Origin of the sequence: Sphingobacterium sp. UBA5789 (genome assembly GCF_002418355.1) — a bacterium.
Classification (GTDB): Bacteria; Bacteroidota; Bacteroidia; order Sphingobacteriales; family Sphingobacteriaceae; genus Sphingobacterium.
In genome coordinates, this window is sequence record NZ_DIDX01000001.1 from 559,590 (window position 1) to 578,286 (window position 18,697).

Annotated in this window: 22 protein-coding genes; 4 read left to right on the plus strand and 18 right to left on the minus strand. The window is 40.9% G+C overall.

Going from position 1 to position 18,697, the window contains the following annotated elements; all coding sequences use genetic code 11:
• Positions 1-62 precede the first annotated feature (62 nt).
• Both B4B65_RS02370 and rmuC read left to right on the plus strand, forming a co-directional pair.
• Complete coding sequence (locus tag B4B65_RS02370; RefSeq protein WP_293913062.1) at positions 63-1,247, plus strand: formimidoylglutamase; 1,185 nt, start codon at positions 63-65, stop codon at positions 1,245-1,247.
• 66 nt (positions 1,248-1,313) lie between these two features.
• Entirely contained in the window at positions 1,314-2,642 is a 1,329-nt protein-coding gene (gene rmuC / locus B4B65_RS02375) for a DNA recombination protein RmuC (RefSeq protein ID WP_293913064.1), read from the plus strand.
• A 65-nt stretch (positions 2,643-2,707) separates the two neighbouring features.
• On the opposite strand, the gene ggt is transcribed toward rmuC, so the two are convergent.
• A complete protein-coding gene (gene ggt, locus B4B65_RS02380; RefSeq protein ID WP_293913066.1) occupies positions 2,708-4,396 on the minus strand; it encodes a gamma-glutamyltransferase in 1,689 nt (562 codons plus the stop codon).
• A gap of 338 nt (positions 4,397-4,734) precedes the next feature.
• On the opposite strand from ggt, the gene B4B65_RS02385 reads away from it, so the two are divergent.
• Both B4B65_RS02385 and B4B65_RS02390 read left to right on the plus strand, forming a co-directional pair.
• The gene (locus tag B4B65_RS02385) at positions 4,735-6,411 is read left to right on the plus strand and encodes a SusC/RagA family TonB-linked outer membrane protein (protein WP_293913068.1); all 1,677 of its coding nucleotides are present in this window, start codon (positions 4,735-4,737) and stop codon (positions 6,409-6,411) included.
• Between the two features lie 530 nt (positions 6,412-6,941).
• Positions 6,942-7,307: a hypothetical protein gene (locus B4B65_RS02390; protein WP_293913070.1), complete on the plus strand. Its 366-nt coding sequence runs from the start codon at positions 6,942-6,944 to the stop codon at positions 7,305-7,307.
• A gap of 215 nt (positions 7,308-7,522) precedes the next feature.
• Here the strand turns inward: B4B65_RS02390 and B4B65_RS02395 are convergent, their stop codons facing one another.
• From B4B65_RS02395 to B4B65_RS02475, 17 genes are read right to left on the minus strand one after another with little or no spacing between them, the layout of a single operon-like run.
• A complete protein-coding gene (locus B4B65_RS02395; protein ID WP_293913072.1) occupies positions 7,523-7,729 on the minus strand; it encodes a hypothetical protein in 207 nt (68 codons plus the stop codon).
• A gap of 48 nt (positions 7,730-7,777) precedes the next feature.
• The gene (locus B4B65_RS02400) at positions 7,778-8,656 is read right to left on the minus strand and encodes a hypothetical protein (protein WP_293913074.1); all 879 of its coding nucleotides are present in this window, start codon (positions 8,654-8,656) and stop codon (positions 7,778-7,780) included.
• A gap of 1 nt (position 8,657) precedes the next feature.
• The gene (locus B4B65_RS02405; RefSeq protein WP_293913076.1) at positions 8,658-9,143 is read right to left on the minus strand and encodes a hypothetical protein; all 486 of its coding nucleotides are present in this window, start codon (positions 9,141-9,143) and stop codon (positions 8,658-8,660) included.
• Complete coding sequence (locus tag B4B65_RS02410; protein ID WP_293913078.1) at positions 9,140-9,946, minus strand: hypothetical protein; 807 nt, start codon at positions 9,944-9,946, stop codon at positions 9,140-9,142. Before B4B65_RS02410 ends, B4B65_RS02405 begins: the two co-directional genes overlap by 4 nt.
• Complete coding sequence (locus tag B4B65_RS02415) at positions 9,946-10,251, minus strand: hypothetical protein (RefSeq protein WP_293913080.1); 306 nt, start codon at positions 10,249-10,251, stop codon at positions 9,946-9,948. The genes B4B65_RS02410 and B4B65_RS02415 overlap by 1 nt, the downstream gene beginning before the upstream one ends.
• On the minus strand, positions 10,251-10,466 hold the full coding sequence (locus tag B4B65_RS02420; RefSeq protein ID WP_293913082.1) for a hypothetical protein: 216 nt from the start codon (positions 10,464-10,466) through the stop codon (positions 10,251-10,253). The genes B4B65_RS02415 and B4B65_RS02420 overlap by 1 nt, the downstream gene beginning before the upstream one ends.
• 3 nt (positions 10,467-10,469) lie before the next feature.
• Positions 10,470-10,928, minus strand: coding sequence for a hypothetical protein (locus tag B4B65_RS02425; protein WP_293913084.1), 459 nt, complete (start codon positions 10,926-10,928; stop codon positions 10,470-10,472).
• Between the two features lies 1 nt (position 10,929).
• On the minus strand, positions 10,930-11,901 hold the full coding sequence (locus B4B65_RS02430) for a hypothetical protein (protein ID WP_293913086.1): 972 nt from the start codon (positions 11,899-11,901) through the stop codon (positions 10,930-10,932).
• On the minus strand, positions 11,901-12,203 hold the full coding sequence (locus B4B65_RS02435) for a hypothetical protein (protein ID WP_293913088.1): 303 nt from the start codon (positions 12,201-12,203) through the stop codon (positions 11,901-11,903). Before B4B65_RS02435 ends, B4B65_RS02430 begins: the two co-directional genes overlap by 1 nt.
• Positions 12,203-14,971 (minus strand): hypothetical protein, encoded by a 2,769-nt coding sequence (locus B4B65_RS02440; protein WP_293913090.1) that lies wholly within the window; start codon positions 14,969-14,971, stop codon positions 12,203-12,205. The genes B4B65_RS02435 and B4B65_RS02440 overlap by 1 nt, the downstream gene beginning before the upstream one ends.
• Positions 14,972-14,991: 20 nt before the next feature.
• Positions 14,992-15,579 (minus strand): collagen-like protein, encoded by a 588-nt coding sequence (locus tag B4B65_RS02445; protein WP_293913092.1) that lies wholly within the window; start codon positions 15,577-15,579, stop codon positions 14,992-14,994.
• On the minus strand, positions 15,576-15,875 hold the full coding sequence (locus B4B65_RS02450; protein WP_293913094.1) for a hypothetical protein: 300 nt from the start codon (positions 15,873-15,875) through the stop codon (positions 15,576-15,578). Before B4B65_RS02450 ends, B4B65_RS02445 begins: the two co-directional genes overlap by 4 nt.
• Positions 15,872-16,507: a DUF6046 domain-containing protein gene (locus B4B65_RS02455; RefSeq protein WP_293913096.1), complete on the minus strand. Its 636-nt coding sequence runs from the start codon at positions 16,505-16,507 to the stop codon at positions 15,872-15,874. The genes B4B65_RS02450 and B4B65_RS02455 overlap by 4 nt, the downstream gene beginning before the upstream one ends.
• Positions 16,494-16,637: a hypothetical protein gene (locus B4B65_RS02460; RefSeq protein WP_293913098.1), complete on the minus strand. Its 144-nt coding sequence runs from the start codon at positions 16,635-16,637 to the stop codon at positions 16,494-16,496. Before B4B65_RS02460 ends, B4B65_RS02455 begins: the two co-directional genes overlap by 14 nt.
• 26 nt (positions 16,638-16,663) lie before the next feature.
• On the minus strand, positions 16,664-17,020 hold the full coding sequence (locus B4B65_RS02465; RefSeq protein ID WP_293913100.1) for a hypothetical protein: 357 nt from the start codon (positions 17,018-17,020) through the stop codon (positions 16,664-16,666).
• Positions 17,021-17,032: 12 nt separating this feature from the next.
• Positions 17,033-17,458, minus strand: coding sequence for a hypothetical protein (locus B4B65_RS02470; protein ID WP_293913102.1), 426 nt, complete (start codon positions 17,456-17,458; stop codon positions 17,033-17,035).
• A gap of 1 nt (position 17,459) precedes the next feature.
• Positions 17,460-18,692: a DUF2586 family protein gene (locus B4B65_RS02475; RefSeq protein ID WP_293913104.1), complete on the minus strand. Its 1,233-nt coding sequence runs from the start codon at positions 18,690-18,692 to the stop codon at positions 17,460-17,462.
• Positions 18,693-18,697 lie beyond the last annotated feature (5 nt).

The window sequence follows — 18,697 nt, forward strand, 5'->3', positions numbered from 1 at the left end:
CGAAATACTCCCTACATTGTTTCACACAATTTGTTAAATATTGTAGGTAAAATAATAACTTTATGTCTTTATCCGTATTCTTTTCTCCTGTTTCCGTTAATCAATTCTCTGCGAAAGATGGTTTTTACAAGTCTCAGTTTGGTGACAGTATTGTCGCATTTGAAGAAAGTTTTCCGGAGCTGGAAGGAGACGAAAAACCTCAACTGGTTATTTTCGGAGTAGAGGAAGAACGAGGAGCGGTGAACAATGCCGGAACTGCCCAGGCTCCGGATGAAGTACGTAAACACCTGTACCAGCTTTATCAGGGTGATTACAAAATAAAGATTGCGGATCTGGGCAATATTAAAGCAGGTAATACCATTCGTGATACTTATTTTGCTGTTAAATCTGTTGTGGAAGAACTGGTGAAAATGGAGATTGTACCCATTATTATCGGTGGCGGGCATGATCTTACATATGCTCAGTATATGGCTTACGAGAATCTTGAACAGCGTGTTGAAGTGGCTGTCATAGATCCCCGGTTTGATCTCGATCAGGAACAGGTAGAGGACACTCCGCTTAATTCCCAGACATTTTTGAATCATATTATTCTGCATCAGCCGGATTATCTTTTCAACCTCAATAATATCGCATACCAAACATATCTGGTCAGTAAGGAATCTGTCAATATGTATGACAAATTATTCTTTAATGCCACGCGTGTAGGAGCTATAGCCGGTAAAATGGATCAGTCTGAGCCGTTGATCCGTGCAGCAGATATGGTCAGTTTTGATATCGGTGCTATCCGTTCTTCTGAGGCCTGTGGAAATGCCAATACCAATCCCAATGGTCTCTTTGGGGACGAGGCTTGTCAGTTGGCCCGCTATGCTGGTATGTCAGACAAATGCAGTTCTGTAGGGTTTTATGAGTTTAATCCCAAGTATGACCCGCGTGAGCAGACTGCTATGTTAGTTTCTCAGATGATATGGTGTTTTGTAGATGGTTATTATAACCGCAAGCAGGACGCTCCTTTAGTACCTAAGGCATCTTATATAATCTACCGGACCACATTGGAATCCATGGATCACGAGCTGGTATTTGTGAAAAGTAAGAAATCAGACCGTTGGTGGATTCAGGTGCCTTACTTTGGTAGCAAGTCAGTCAACGAGCGCTACTATCTGGTTCCTTGCCGGTACGAGGATTATCAGTTGGCCGTATCCGGAGAGATGCCTGATCTGTGGTGGAGGACTCATCAGAAATTGCAGTAATTCAATTATAAAAATAATATACAAATCGATGGTCTGCAAAGGCCATTTTTTATATCAGGAAATAGTATGGAGTGGATGTTAGTGACGATTATAGTGCTGTTGGCAATTGTGCTTGTGGTTTTATTCTTGAAGCGTAATGAGGGTTCCGGGAAGGAAGATTATGAGCAGTTACGATATCAGAAGGAGGAAATGGCTCTGGAATTAGCCCGCAGTCAGCAACGTGAAGAAAATCTTATCGGCGAGCGTGCAGACCTGAAAGAGGAACTGGAGAAAGAGCGTGGCGAAAGGCTGAAAAGTGACCGTGCGCTGGAAGGTGCTCATGCCTATTTGCAGGCACAACAGGAGAAGCTGGAAGGGCAGAAGAAAGAAATAGAAGAGACGAAAAAACAGTTTAATCTGGAGTTTCAGCATATTGCTAATCAGATTCTCGAAGAGAAGACCAAAAAATTTACAGAAACGAACCATAGCAGTATCACGCTCCTGCTTGATCCGTTGAAAGAGAAAATCAAAACCTTCGAAGAGAAAGTGGAAAAGACATATCAGCATGAATCTGCGGAAAGAAATGTGCTCAAAGGAGTGGTTGAACAGTTGATGCAGCAGAGTATGCAGATCCGTAATGAAGCCAATAACCTGACACGAGCGTTGAAAGGGGATAGCAAAAAGCAGGGTAACTGGGGAGAGGTGATTCTGGAGCGGGTTCTGGAACGTTCCGGTCTGCTCAAAGATCAGGAATTTCGGTTGCAGGCCTCTGTTACCGATGAGGATGGAAAACGCTTGCAGCCGGATGCTATTATTGATCTTCCCGATGATAAACACCTCATTGTAGATGCTAAAATATCACTGGTCGCTTATGAGAAATGGGTGAATGCGGAGACAGAGGAGGAGCAAAAAGTGTTTGCCAGACAGCATATACAATCTGTAGAAAATCACGTACGGGAACTTTCTGCCAAAAACTACCATGAGTTATACCGGATTCAGTCGCCGGATTTTGTTTTGCTCTTTATGCCGATAGAATCTGCATTGAGTATGTCTGTGCGGGAAAAGCCGGATCTGTTTAGTGACGCATGGGACCGGAAAGTTGTCATTGTGAGTCCGTCCACCTTACTTGCTACGCTGCGAACGATAGCCAGTATGTGGAAGCAGGAGCGTCAGACCCGGAATGTCCTGGAAATAGCCCGTGAAGCGGGTGCATTATATGATAAGTTTGTTGGTTTTCTGCAGGATATGCAACAGGTAGAAGGACAATTGCAACGTGCAATGGAGCGTCACCAGGAGGCTACAAAAAAATTAGGTACCGGTGCCGGAAATATCATCAGACGGGTCGAGAACCTGAAAGAACTGGGTGCAAAGGCAAATAAACAGATTGATCAGAAGTATCTGGATGAAGAGGAATAGTAAAAGAGGATTTTTTTATAAATAGCTATCCCCTTTATCATCTTATGTGGTAAAGGGGATAGTTTTTAGTAGCCCATTGCCGTATCATCTCCCCGGGGATCTGCTCCTGTCTGGAGTTTGCCGTTAGGCAGTACAATAATATTTTCTACACGTCCTATTCGTCCCCGTGGAGAAATTTTATATCCGTCCAGTTCCAGTTTCTGACGTACAGCAGGAGATAATGCATCTTTTTCGACATCGATCTGATCGGGTAGCCACTGATGGTGGAATCGTGAAGAATTTACCGATTGCTGTGCATTCTGACCAAAATCGATTACATTCAGGAGAGTTTGAAATACAGAAGTCATGATCGTAGATCCGCCGGGTGTGCCGACGACCATATACAATTTACCCTCTTTTTCGACGATAGTCGGTGTCATGGAGCTCAGCATTCTTTTATTTGCCTGTACAGCATTCGCCTTTCCACCTACCAGGCCATAGATATTAGGAACTCCCGGCTTGACTGAAAAATCGTCCATCTCATCATTTAGCAGAAATCCGGCTCCTGCAACAAATACGCGTGAGCCGTACGAAGCATTGAGTGTGGTGGTAATCGAAACAGCGTTTCCATCTTTATCAACAATACTGAAGTGCGTCGTTTCTTCAGACTCATAACCCGGAAACTGTGCGGCCCGGACAGCGGAGCTGGATGTAGCTTTTGACAAGTCAACATTTTTCATACGATCGGCATTGAATATACTGTCGGTCAGTTCTGCAACTGGCACCTTTATAAAATCAGGGTCTCCGAGATACCTCGCTCTGTCCGCATATATCCTGCGTTCGGCTTCTACCATAACCCGCACCGCAGAGTCGGATTGGAATCCCCATTTTGATAACGGAAACTGTTCCACCGATTGTAATAAGGCGACAAGTGCCGGCCCTCCGCTGGATGGAGGAGGCATACAGATAATCTTATTCCCTCTGTAATAGCCTGTAACCGGAGTGCGCCAGATGGCTTCATAATTCTGGAGATCGGTATGCGTTATTATTCCTTTGCCACGCTCCATTTCAGAAACAATCAGATCAGCAGTTTTTCCTTTATAAAATCCATCACGTCCCAGATCTGATATACGTTGTAATGTTTCTCCCAGATCTTTCTGTACAAAAAGATCTCCCTTTTTCCAGGTCTGTTCTTTCAGTATAGGTGCACCCTGTGGATTGTATGTTTGAAAACTGCTTTTATATTCATTGAATTCGTTGGCTTGTTTTTCAGTAATACGAAAACCTTTCGCAGCAAGTTCTATTGCCGGAGCTAAGAGAGCGGACCATGCTAGTTTACCGTATTTTTTATGGGCTTCTGCCATACCTGCCACAGATCCGGGTACGCCAGCCGCTAAATGTCCGTATACACTCAGATTTTCAATCACATTGCCGTTAGCATCCAGATACATTTTTTCTGTGGCTTTGGAAGGAGCTTTTTCCCGAAAATCCAAAGCACTGGCAGCACCTTTATGGTCTCTGTAGACCATAAAACCTCCTCCACCGATATTACCTGCATTGGGATACACCACTGCTAGTGCAAATTGCACAGCTACAGCTGCATCTACGGCATTTCCACCGGCTTTCAGGATCGTTACGCCTACACCGGAGGCAAGAGGGTGTGCCGTTACAACAGCGGCTTTCGAAAATGTATTTGCACGATAGACCTGACGAGGGGCATTACAGGAGGTGAGGATAAAGCCCAGGATAAGAATATAAAGTATACTTTTTTTCATCCGTTTGGTTTGTTTTAAAAAGGATAAAGGTTGTGGTGCGTATGCGCCATAATTGATAATCTGATCTAAGATAAGAAATTTTTGAACTGATCCGATAGGAAAAGAGTTGATGTTAGAAAAGTGCAAAAATATGCATTAAAACGCATGTTATTATTTTCATTTTCTATGAAAGATCTATAGTTATTCTTCTTTCTTAATCTTAACTAAATGAAAAGATAACATGTACCAAAAAATTAGTTAATATAAACTTCTTTACTTCGTGACATTGTTAGAATCATAAATTTAGTTTGTATATTTAGTATTACTATACCAGTTAAATTTAAAAGAATTTAAAAACTATGAAAAACGAGCCTAAACCAGCTCTTGACCGATATTGGAATCGGTCAAGGATCGCTGTTGCCTCCAGCACCTGTTTTCTGTTGCTAAGCTTATCATTTCACCCGCAAAGAGCCTTTTCAAGCTCCTTTATCAGTGCTTCTGCAGTTTTGCAGACACCTGTACGGGGTACGGTAGCAGATAAAAGTGGAGACCCGCTTGTTGGTGCAACAGTAACAAACCAAAACAGCAAAAAGTCTGTTCAAACAGACGAAAGTGGAACCTTTTCAATTGATGCCCGCCCGGGAGATGTGCTTAAAGTATCTATCATCGGATTTGACGGACAACAGATTACTGTAGGGGAGAGCCGAACGGTTACATTTACCCTTGAAGACAACAGTCAGATACTGGAAGATGTCGTCGTCGTGGGGTATGGCCGGCAGAAGAAAGTGAATCTGACAGGAGCTGTCAGTCAGATTGATTCCAAAGTCCTGGAAGACCGCCCGGTCTCCAATGTGACTCAGGCATTACAGGGCGCTATGCCAAATGTGAATGTTAACTTCTCTAACGGAAGGCCCGGAAGTGAAGGGACAGTAAATATCCGGGGATTTGCTTCGATCAACAGCAAGAATGCTTCGCCGCTGATCCTTATTGACGGAGTACCCGGCAGTATCAATAATATCAATCCACGTGATGTAGAGACTATTACTGTCCTAAAGGATGCGGCTGCGGCGGCCATTTATGGTGCCAGAGGTGCGTTTGGTGTGATGCTCATTACCACGAAAAAAGGTAAAGCCGGAAAAATGAGTATAAATTACGGTAACAATTTTGCTTTTTCAGGACTTACAGTAAGTACAGATTTTATAACATCCGGATATGATGCCGCAATTCTGAATGATGAAGCTTTTATCCGTGCTACTGGAAACAGCTACACCGGATATACAGAAGCGGACTATGCAGAATTGCTGAAACGTAAGAATGATCCTTCATTGCCGAGTGTGGTTATTCAGAATCGTAATGGCAAAGATCAGTACGTTTACTATGGAAATACAGACTGGTGGGATTATTTCTATCGTGATGTACAGCCTTCTCAGGAACATGCTCTGACGATGACCGGAGGGACGGACAAGATTGACTTTTATCTGTCCGGAAGATTATATGAGAAAAAAGGTATCATGCAGTTTAATCAGGATAAGTTCAATTCTTATAATCTCAGAAGTAAGATCGGTGCACAGCTCTCCAAATGGCTTAGAGTCAGCAATAATTCGCAGTTGAATTATAAGAATTATACCTTCCCGGGCTGGAACTCCGGAGATAAACCGGAAGAATCAAATAACAATTTTATTTCGACTACTGTACACGCTCTGCCTTCCTATGTTCCGGTCAATCCGGATGGTACGGCAACCTACCGTACGGAGCTGAATAATTATACAGTAGGTGATGGTATTTTTGCCGACCTATTGTATGGTAAATCACGTGGAGGTAAGAAAGAGCATGAGTTTGTCAATCATCTGGAAGGTGTGGCGACGATTATGGATGGTTTTACAGTGACGGGAAACTATACATTCAATTACAATCCTGTTCAGACATTTGCGAGAAGAACGCAAGTTCCGTGGTCGATTTTTCCGGGGGTAATTAATTACCTGGGAAATGATCGTTTGACAGAAAGACAGATTACCTACACAAAAGCCGAATTTTGAAATGTCCCAATTTTATTTTTAAAATGTCCCAATTTTTAAACTGTAAAAAAACACTATTTAAACAGCATAAAAACACTATTTAAGCATAGGTCATCAAAGTGAAAATGCAAAATAAAACAAGTGTGTTTTTGTTGCTGTTTTTTCAAAATTAGCATATAAGACCAATTTTAGCTCAATACAGACATTATTTTTTTAAAGCCTTACTAAAGTAAGTATTTTGGAAGAGAGATAAATAATAGGTGCTTTCAAACACAACAACAACACTATTTAAGAAAAGGTCATCAAGGTGAAAATGCAAAATAAAACAGGTGTGATTTTATTGGTGTTTTTTCAAAATTAGTATATAAGACCAGTTTTAGTCCATTAGAGAGATTATTTTTTTCAATGCCTGCTAAAGTAGGTATTTTATGAACTATTTAATATTCTTTTTAAGAAGCTAAACTGTATTTTACATCAAAAATATTAAAATTTTATTTGTCCAATACATCGATTTTTCGTATATTTATATATTAAGTTAGCCCTTTTATTTCATGATCTCACCCGAAAGAGTTACTCCCCTGAATGAGCTTGATGATGATTCAATCGTACAATTAAATGAATTTGTACCGTATATTTCATTTATTCCAGATCCTTATAGTATTAATGGAAAACCAATAAAGAGTTCTTATGATAAATGGAAAGATGATTTTTTACTGGCTGAATATCGCCTGATTACAAATGTTTTGAACGAATATCTTAATCGAAAGCCTGTTGATGAAGATTTCAAAGCAATTGTTAAGTATCAATATAGCGGTTCGGCTGATCGATATAGTTTGTGTTATAACCATGAGCTTCTTGGAACTGTTATTTTTGATGTAGATACTTTCAAATGTACTTTCACACCACATGAAAAATGAATCATGGAATAATTCACCTCTTACAGAACATTGGAATTGTCGATGTACAATAATTAAACCATATTCAGACATCGATAGTTTAATAAATGCACTACTTTTTTTTGAATCTATTGAAGATTATGAAACATGTAGATCAATATATATTGATTTGCTCGAACAAATAAGTATTAATGTTATCTAAAAAGCCCTTTAGATAATTTTAAAGGGCTTTTTGATTAATCTTTGTACTCACGGACAAAAAAACCTAACCAAAACCAGTCTTCCGGCTTAATCTTTTTCTTAGGTTTAAATTTAATCCAGGCAGTATCGCCTTTAAACTCGTGTGTTATTTCGCACCGCAATGCAACTCCCTGACTTGCGATATTAGTGTCAATCGCTTGTAATATAGCTCTGACCACTTCTGATGATGTTGTTATTTTCATAAGACAAACATATCTGAAAAGAAAATAACAATTTTACGGTTTCCTGTTTTACGCAATTTTTATTACCCAATATCCGGCTCTGTAAGGTGGCATATTATTGTGGGGCTGATTATTTCCTGCGGACTGTGTAGTTTTTGTCTTTGTTTGATTTTTTGCAAACCGCCTGGAATTTGCATTATCGCCCCATGTTTGGTAGTCATCAGCCGGAAATTCATCTGTATAAGAGTGGTTATGTGATGGTAGTTCAGCTACTGTCAATTGATGAATGGGATTTCCGTCAGCTTCATTGTGGTTATAAATAAATTCCTGGCCCTGTATGGTAACTCTTCCTACACCAATGGCAGAACGCCCGGCCATTGGTGGAGTACCATTATTGCCATTCATCAAAGCCCATCCCATCCAACGGGCAGAACTACCCAAACCGGAACTATCGAAATTATCTAAAAAGGTTCCATCCAGATCAATAACCCATTTGGTTTCTCCCTTTTGTCCATATGACAATACGATATCCTGAATGTATTGTTTTACCCCGTACAATTCACGTGGTAAAATAATTATTTGCCTTGTCAGATCTGAAGTATCCCCAACCTGTGCAAACACTTCTTTGTATGTATTTTTGGTTGTGCCATCAAAGAAATCGTCCGGATCTGTTTGTACCGGATTAGATAACACCAAGCATTTACTTCCGTCACTGGTGATATTTGCTGCACCAATAAATTTTACTATTTGGCCAGAAACATAAACTACACCAGGCGCAATGCTCACCGTTCCATTTTGATGATCGGTAATTTCACACCCTGATAATACCAGGTCATGTCCCAGGTTTTTGAACATGGCATTTTGAACGCCCATAACTTCCGACTGTAAAGTCAAAAGATAATCCATATGGCGTTTATATCCGCCTGTTTGTTTAATCAACTCTTTCATATTAATACAATTCAATTTTATACTTTTTTCCTGCCATTACATACCTTTTAATCCAGGCCCGAAGATCCGGTACTTTATCTCCCAATACTATAGGAACCCGGACAATGAAATCAAATTCCGGATCGTACTCATCACGTAGATAATCATATTCCTGATTAGGATTTGCTTCATCCTTCAGGAAGTCCCAGGCATGATTAACCGGTTCATCCTTCAGCCAGATCCAGGCAGTGTCCAGATAATCTAACTGATGAATTATGTAGATATCAGGATTTAGATATCGATCCTGCAAAGCTTTTTCCAGTCTGTTTTTTTCACCTGTAATTGTAGCTTCATAAAGCTTATCTGTCCTGAAGGAAAGAAAGTAACCATACAGTGTGTGCAAAGGTTTTGCGACCGACTGCAGCCAGGCAAGGTGCCGGGGCTTACGCAGAAGTTCCGGTTGATACTGCTCAATCAGCCTGTTAATGTTGAATGATATTTTCATCATACTGCTACGTATTCAATATTGGTTGATAATGGATAGTCCGGATCAACCTCAAAGTATCCGGATTTAGCCTGGTATTTAGAGCTGAATTGAACATAAGGATCTGCACCCTGCTTAACTGCCAATTCAATAATTTCGACCTGTTCATCAATTACACCAGGAATAGCCTGTAAGCTATCTATCATTCTATTGACATAGTAAAGCCCATCAAAAATGATATTATTAACATAATTGACATACGCAGCTTCTACCTGATCCTTAATAGTAGCAAGTCCAATCTGTGCATTATAATGAATGCGTAGCCTTGTCTTTAACTTATCTGCAGGTAGAGATTCTACTGCAAGCCTTGTTCCCGGGGGGCGAATCTCCCGGACATATGAAAGTAGAGCTGCAGCTTGATCCGGGTTAAGTGCTTCAGGGCGATCATTATTTATTTTGGCTGCTTTAATCTTCACCAGTCCCCGTTCATCTGTTACAGAAACAAAGTGTACAATTCTTTTAGACGGATCTTCCGTTGCATATTGAAACTTATTGTTAATGAATTGCAATACATCACCGTATTGAAACCCCTTAATTTTTGAGGTCCACCATTCGAAGGTTCCGAACTGGTTATCATTAATGACTTGCTGCAGTTCTATTTTGAAATCGTCCTGCTTCTCTTCGAACCAACGGAATAGCTGCGCAAAAATTCTTAACCAATATTGCCACATTGCTGTATTACTCGGGCTATCTAACCCGGAAAGCTCGGGACGTGCTTGCTTTTCAGCAAGCATTTCCTGATATATTTCTTCTGTATTTCTTGCCATTATCTATCTGCTTTAATTTCGATATCTCCATCAAATGATATGCTTGATGTACCTGGACGATATCCGTCAAACTCAACCTGTTCATATACATCCTTACGAAGTCTATCCTGCTGTATTTTATTAAGCGGTGACTGCAATCGCTGAAAGAGCGATAAGCCAGTCAAAGGCGAATATCTCAATTGCCCAGGCTCAAATAAAGCGATCAGCTGCAAATGCTGTTCGTCACTTTCTCCGGTCACAAAATCCCCGTTTTCGATTAGTAAATCGAACTCATCATTCAACAATATATCTTTAACATATCCCATTATATAACCGTGTGTTTAATTGTTCCTGTTACCGGGCCATTAGGTGCATTAAGTCCTGTCTCATACTTAATTTCTAAAGTTTTAATATGTTTAATAAACACCCCGGCCAGTTCATTAACGAATATATCCAGGCTGCTTTCAGCATCACCCTGATTGTTCCTGGTCTTCTGCAGAACTGACTTCAGATCTGCCTTTAATTCTTCCTGTTTAAGCATCGTTTAATCAGTTTTTAAAAGGTTGTTAATCTTTATTTTTATAGCTGCTATTCCTGGTGCATTTTTGGGTGCATATATATCAAGCATCTGATCAACGAGATCAGTTAAAATTCCCTTCAGGGAATCATTACCCTTTGATATCGTTACGCCTGTTTTGTTAATAATCAGCTTTGTTTTATCAATTTCCGTGTGTATCTCTTCCATCTCTGAAAACATGATAACAGCAAATGACGATTTACTGTTATCAATCGGGGCGACTAAAACAATGCTTCCAGGAGAAGGGTAATTAACGCATCCGGATGTTCCTTCAGCAGCAGCACGTAACTGCACATCAAGTATATCTGCACCCCCATCCATAGGACTAACATCACAGGTGTTTTCAGACTTATCAACTGATATAACCTGTGCAGCTGTTGCAGTTGAAAGCATTTCTTTGAATAGCCTTAAAAATATCTCTTTCATGTTATGCCTGTATTTTCACACCAAGTGTTATTTTTCTTCTATACCCCGAGGTATCAAAGGTTTTGACGACCTCATCTATCATGTAGGCTCCGTTTCGCTCTGGGTACTCCGGAGACTGAATGACGGCTATATCGTTATGCTCTGAATAAGGTATTCCAAAGCCCGTAATTGTCCCCTTATAGCCGTCATACTGCAATCTGTTAAGTTCTGACTGTGCCAGGCGGTTCAGTTCCGTGATGGTCATTCCCTTTTTATCCAGTTTGATTTCTTCCCCTTCAGCGTCTCCGACTTCCGTACGGATCACGACACCCTTTTTGCCTGTACTGGTTGCAACTACCTTCATTTTATTTTCATCTTTCCGGCGGTAAACCAAATCATTAGCTGCTACGTTAACCATAAGGTTGTACACATGCCGGGTGCTTAATTTTTTGAAATCATAACCGCCCAGGGAAACATTTAAAATAGGCTCATTATTATATGTGAAATATGAATACACATTGTAATTTTTCTGAAGATCATCCAGAACCGCTGCGCCACTGGCACGGTCAATACGGTATTGACCAATTGAAAAATCTATAATGTTAGATTTACCAGGCCAAATCAAAGAGACGATCTCTTTAATGGATGCATTTCTGTATGCTTTTGAAAATGTTTGTTGCTTCAGTTTCCACATTTCGTCTTCACACTCAATGGTAAAAGGAACCTTTGCGTCAATCCGGGCAACATACCCGACATATTCAAGACGTAACTCACCATTGTAACCTAACCATACACTGACTTTAGAACCTCTACGAATGATATCATTAATATCCCCATTAAGAATGTTTAGCTTACGGGGTAATGTAATTTTACATGTCGATGTAAGCTTACGCCAGGAACTCTGAATTTCAACTGCATTAACAAAGTTAAATTCCAGGTATTTTTTACCTGAAGGCTCTGTAAATACAATATAGCAGTGTAGATTAAGCAACATTATTTCGTTATCTCTTTAGTCCCGAATGATAGCAGCATACCTAAACCCAAAAATCCTGTAAAGCTATTGGCAAGATCCATTCCGCCCAGGGCTTGACCGATCAGAACATTTGATTCAGGGGAATAATTCAGAATCATGGAAACCGTAAAAAGAACCAGGATAGCCCATAACCAGGCAGGAACATTTTCCATTAATAATTTGCCCCAATCTGTCCGTATTTCTTTGTTAAATACATAGGGTCTTGCTTTGATCAGGGTGTAGAGAATGATCCCTAATAGCCCTGCGATAAAATTTAATAACATTATTGTTTTATTTTAAGGATTAACACTTCAACATCTTTCCCGTTATCAACGGATGTGGTTTCGTATTGCGCCACCACATTCCCCGTAGTTCCTGCCTGAATAGCAAGTTTTGAAAGCGATAAAAATTCAGGGGTTGTACCGTTATATAATGATGCTCCCTGAACAATATATCGGTATCCCGATTGAACAGCTCCGCCATCCAAAACGGCCACACCTCCGCTAATTGTTGCACGCAAAGTCATGAGCTGAATTTTATCATCTACATATTTTTTTGGAATCAAATCGTTGGCTTCAAATGCGCCCGTATAATCTCCTCCATAATATGCACGCCCCGAAAGCATAACTGATCTGGCGGTCGCTCCATTAGGAGTTAAGAACGTCATGCGAATCTGTGCGGTTGCGGAACCATCAGCTGTACGTATAGTTAGCCCACCACTGGTGTTAGCGTCAATAGTAGCGTATGTATTAGCAGCAGGATTAAAGGTGATTCCGGTTGGTCTATACGTGGCCTGACTGTTTACAGATGCATAGGCAGAAAACCCCTGATTAGAACGTATTGTACCATTGGCAGTCAAAGCTCCGCTGACATCTAAGTTATTGCCAAACGTGGCATTACCTGTACTCCGGGAGATACTGAATGATTGGCCTAAATAACTACCGTCATCTGCATACCGTGTTAGCGCAAAGTCACTTCCTAAATTACCACCACTTTCAGCTGTTGGTGATGCAAACATATCCCATCTTAACACCCCGTTTGTTCTGAATTGTAGTTCCCTATACGTACCAGATGAATTATTTAGAATTAAATTAGACGCTAAAGCATCACCATTAACCGCCAATTTAGCTGATGGTGTGAGAGTTCCTATACCTACATTACCATTGGTTAAAATTGTCATTTTTGAAGTGGATCCAGTCCAAAAATCTAATGGATGACTGGATTCCGTTCCTACAACACCACTTGTACCTGTGTAGCTTAATATGTTGGAGACTGTTTTGTCAGATGATTTTATTGATCCTGTGACCTCTAGTTTTGCGGTTGGGTCTAGATTACCGAGTCCAATATTACCAAGAGGTGAGATATAGAGATCAAATCTGTTTCCTGACCCGTCATTATTTTGGGAATAAATAGAAAAATCCCCATTAGTATTAGCATTTGGCTGAAGCCAATATCTGCGTACGCTTGGGTGTGAAGATGGATTAAAAAATCTCAAAGCACCTTCAGTATACATATTGCCTACGCCAAAGTCACCGTTTACATGTAGTTTATACAATGGGACAGTAGTTCCAATTCCTACATTACCTCCTCCTTCGTTAATAATTAGTTTGGCCCATCCAGTTGTGCCATTATATGACCCTAGTCTTCCATAGTTTTGATTCCCTCCTATGAAGGTAAATCCTTCATCATTGCTCCATGGTAACACAACTTCTTTGCCCGGAGTTACTCGATTAAATCTATCAGTCACGCTTTGCAAGGTTTCGCTACTTATAGAGCCTTGTAGATCACTTAACCTCACTACATCTGTAGGTGCAGTAGGAGCCTGCGAAACGGAAGCTTTACCGACAACCTGGAATTTATTACCATTGTTGTCTGCAGGAAGACCTCCAACAATAACATGACCACGGGAATTTTCAGCAGCTGTGATAGCCATATAAACGTTCCCTGCCGTAGCATCATCGTTTGGACCATTCTGACCGTATCCTGTTGTTAGAAAAATATCTCCACCGATTCCCGTTTCGTTGTTACCTGCTTTTATCTGAACATTTCCTGCCTTGCCGTTCCCAAATGATGTTCCGGCCTGCAGAATCACATTACCACCAAAACCATTGATATTATTTGCAGCACCTATTGCGGGTCCTGCATTACCTGCAACTATATTAATTTCACCGCCGGACCCCCCGGCATTAGTTCCACTTGGATTAACTCCATTTGAAAAACCACCACTTCCGGAAGTAATATTAATAGGGGCAGCATTTCCGGCCATAGCAAAACCCGATGTTCCCATCACTTGTGCGCCATTACCACCAATAACTTCAATTGGTGCAATCCCGTTACCGGAGGTTGCATTTGCTGTTTTAAAGGTTTTCTTTGCTGTAATATTTTGAGCAGTATTAAGCGTAACAAGGTCCGCACCTCCGGCAATATCTGATAACGTTAACACAACCGCTCCCTGTTTGCCATTTACAGACACTACCTTATTTGTGTTGTCTACCTTTCCCCACACAGAACCGTTCGAGATGATCCAATCCCCATTATTATACTCAACCCCATTGAATGTGCCAGTTACGCTTCCAATGTAATAATGTCCCTTGGTTGAAGTTGCTGGGGTTGCTGGCAAGGTTGGAGTATTAGTGGCCGGGTTCCAATTACCCTGATAATTAACCGATCCGATTAATGCATCAGGAACCTGTGACATTGGGATTTTAGCATTTGCGTCCAAAGTAGCAACTCCGTTTGAAGCTCCTTTTTGAGTAGCCGGGATTTTGCTATCTAAAAAGGTTTGCAAATCCTCAATCGTACTGATTGACTGTGTACCGGTGTGATTAGATCTGTTTTTTGCTCCGGTGATTAGTACATCAACCTGGGCTTTTGTGTACCCCAGGTTATACAAGCTATCAAGCTTTGCTTTTGTCGCCAATGCAGTATAATTACCGGATTTTCCTGTCCATATAGAACCGTCCGGCGATCTAAATAAATTACTTGAATAGGGAGTTGATCCCGTAGGTAAGTTTGGTTGTGTCTGTGCAAACGCTACTGCGCACAGCATCATAGTTGTTAAGATAAACCGTATCATACTATTTCTATAATTTGAAATTTCCACTTTGTTTCATTCATTTTGGTGTACTCTACACCGTTTATTTCACTAAAAAAAACTTCGCCTGATTGTGCATCCGGATATCTTACATTCAAATCCGCAGATGTAAGACCAAAACTTAAATCATCGTCCTGGCGAATTAATAATCCTCCGGGATCTCCCTGATCTCCTTTGTCGCCCTGGTCTCCTTTTCCTCCTTGAATTCCCTGGTCTCCCTGATTGCCTTTATCACCTTTATCGCCCTTTGGTCCCTGAATTCCCTGGTCACCTTTTGGCCCGTTGTCGCCTTTTAAGCCTGCATCACCTTTGTCGCCCTTATCACCCTTATCACCTTTGTCGCCCTTATCTCCTTTGTCACCCTTTACGCCTTTATCACCTTGGGGACCTTTGGCGATCTGATTGATCAGGTCCTGTACTGCAGAGATTATAAATTGTGTAATCATGGCCAGTGACATCTTCCGGGTTTCTCCGGATTGCTGTCCCTGGGACACAGGCAATTCATCACCATTATTAATCTGATCAGCTGCAGGTAACTGATGTATTTTTTTTAGCTCTAAACTCATACGCCAATCCCTTCATTATCATTATTAACTATAGGCTGATCGTCATTTGTAGATAAAACCTGAAGGCTGCTATCTTCGATATGACTATTAACCCCTATGTTTTTGGTATTGAAATATTCCTGAATACGATTGTCCGGATCCAGATCCGGAAGGATAAGGGATTGCCCCGGATGCAGATCATCGTCATATTCCATATTGTTCAACTCGCAGATAATCTTCAATCCGTCTGCAGATCCAAATTCCTGAACGGCCACATCTACAAGGTGCTGACCACTTTCAACAATTACATTTCTCATGATTTTGCGATTTCTTTAATTGACAATAAAACCCCGATATCACTTACTGCAGATATGGTGAACGTGCATACGTTGTTATACCCTTCTATGTCTCCGAAGTCTATATTTTCAATAACTAAGGATTGTACACCAATGTCGTTTAATCCTCTGGCTTCCACTTCATAACTGCTATTCACGGCAAACATGTTATACATTTGGCGTTTCTCCTGATGTGGATATTCGTTTCCTATGCCTGTTATAATCCCTCTGATCGTTACCTGGTGATCATCGGTATAGATGTATTCTTTAACTGTATTGGGACGGCCATTAATAGCAGTTTTGACAATAACTTTATTCTGCGAAACGTCTACCATTGGCCAAATCGGAAACGTATACCCATCAAAATTAATGGTGCGTTTTTTTGGCAAACCTTCAACGATTTCAAAATCTGTGTATGATCCAGGGCGCAGGATTATCTTTTCCAAAATTGGCGTACCAAGCTCGGAAAGTTCTGCATACTCTTCTTCCTGCCAAACCTGAATTCCTGAATACTCCGGGGGAAGGATATCAACGTCCGAATAATTAGGAATCAGATAACGTGGCATTATATTAAAAGCCTTTTGGTAAATATCAGATATGTTAATAATGGCCATTTTTGTTATTCTTTAGTACCCAATTTAGCTGTGCTACTTTTTCATAATAGACATCATTCGGAAGCTTTTCGGGGAACGGTATATTAAAATGGAATGCCAGTAAGGCATTCCATTTTCTTATCTGGTCCATCCCTTCCCGTTCATTAATGGGATAGACTACAACTTTTCCGAACTCGCTTCAGCGAAATCCAAACAGTCATATGCCTGATGACATGCAGCCAAATATTTCTTATCTACTGTTTTAATAGTTTCGTCACCTGCCAACCAGCAGTTACTCAAAAAAACGGCCCCTGCTTCAATAGTACGTTTGTTTGCAACGTGTGACATAGCAAGTGATGCCGTATTTCTGTCAGCAACTTTCAAGTAACAGATAGAAATTGAACCATCGTCATTCTTAACCTTAATGGCTATGACAACGCCATGTTCTTTTTTCCAGGCTTCGATTTGCTCTTTCGAAACCTCACCTAATACAATCACATTTGTGGATGTTTGATTTTCTTTAGTTTTTGCCATTATATTTATTTGTTAAAGCCCTTTAATGTCTCCTGGCAGTAATGGAAGCGTTACCAGAATGTTAGTTGATCCTTGTTCCGTCTCGATTCCTGCTTCCAGGAATTCGCAGGCAATCAATGTGTGCGTAGTTAGATTAACACCATCACCGGAAAATGTAACAGGAATGTTGAATGGTTTAATATCCAACAGGCTACCACCTGCAGCGATACGCATCCATTCCGATTCTTTCATCTCTACAGTGATAGATGCTTCATATTCTTCCTTACCACGACCACGACTTACAGGCTTTTTTCCTCGCCCATAATTATTGGTTTTCTCCTGCTTCTTTTTATAAGAAATTGCTGTTATACCTTCTATCACCGTTCCGAAAACGGGAAAATCGATGTTATTCCAGGCATAGGAAGTTCCGTTAATTAAACAATCTTGTGTTATAGCCATTTTAATTTTGTTTAAATGGGTTATTAAATCCGATTCTAAGACGAATCGTGTGAGCGGATCCCGTAGGGATGATTTCAACATCGACATCCAGTGTGTCGGATGTTAATATATTTTGAGCTGGGTCTATGTAAACCGACCCTCCGGAGATCTCGCCTGCACGCTTCATGTTGGTAATCTCGTTTTCTGCATCCGTTGTGAAAACTGCTATTGTTACAGGTTGCAGATATCCTGTTTCTTCATCTACCAGTAAGGGAGACTGCAATTTTGGAAGTAATACTGAACGGATCTGTTTGATTGCCTTATCCATTGTGCGGTTAAGTTCCGCACGATTATAATCATCAGTCAATACCGTACAGGTATGCGAATCGTTGAAATAAACACCAGGTAGTTGTGGAATGATTCGGGCAAAGATGTAGCCTTTATCATCTAACTGATCGAGCTGTTCACCGGTGTAAGAACTTATTGAAGTTCCGCCTGATAAACCTGCTTTTAAAAATGATCCGGTAACTTTACTTGCCAATGGAAAACGCTCTGGCCATCCGATATTTTCATTCACTTCAGCTTTGGATACGCAACCCAACCAGGTGCCAATGGCAGCATGTGAAGGATGACTGACAGCAGCTGCAGATGAAAGATCCTGTGCAATGATCACCGACACCTTATTGCTTTCCAATGTATGCAGATTCGTGGCTGCAGTAATAGTTCCGTTAAATCCTTTGCCCTCTAAGCCTATTGCACTGACGGGCGCATGAACGCTATCTGCATAGAATGCGAGTTGCTGTGCTTTTGGAATTGCAGCCAGTACCTGGGAATCCAATCCTCCGGAAGGATCAGGCGTATAACCTTCAGCCGGGTTGATGGAAACGGCAATTTGTACGATGGTATATTCTGCATCAGCTAAAAGCTTTGCAGCGTAGGTTTTAGTAGGATCTACCAGATCAGCCATAACCGTTGCCTGTGGGGCAACCATAAGCCACAGCGTGACATTAGGATTGATTCTGATAATCTCTGAAATAGTGTAGTACAACAATACCTTGTTTGCTGTATCATATGCTTGATTGATCCCCAGAGCTTCAATGTCTGCCGCATTTTTTATTTTGTAAGATGTCCCCAGGACAAGCTTACCGGCTACCGCTACACCTGTAGTCAGCAATGCGCTGACCCCATCTGCAGTAGGTGTACGGCGACCTAAACCGCCATTAGCCTTTTTTACCTTTACGTCTGAAAGTGACATGTTTT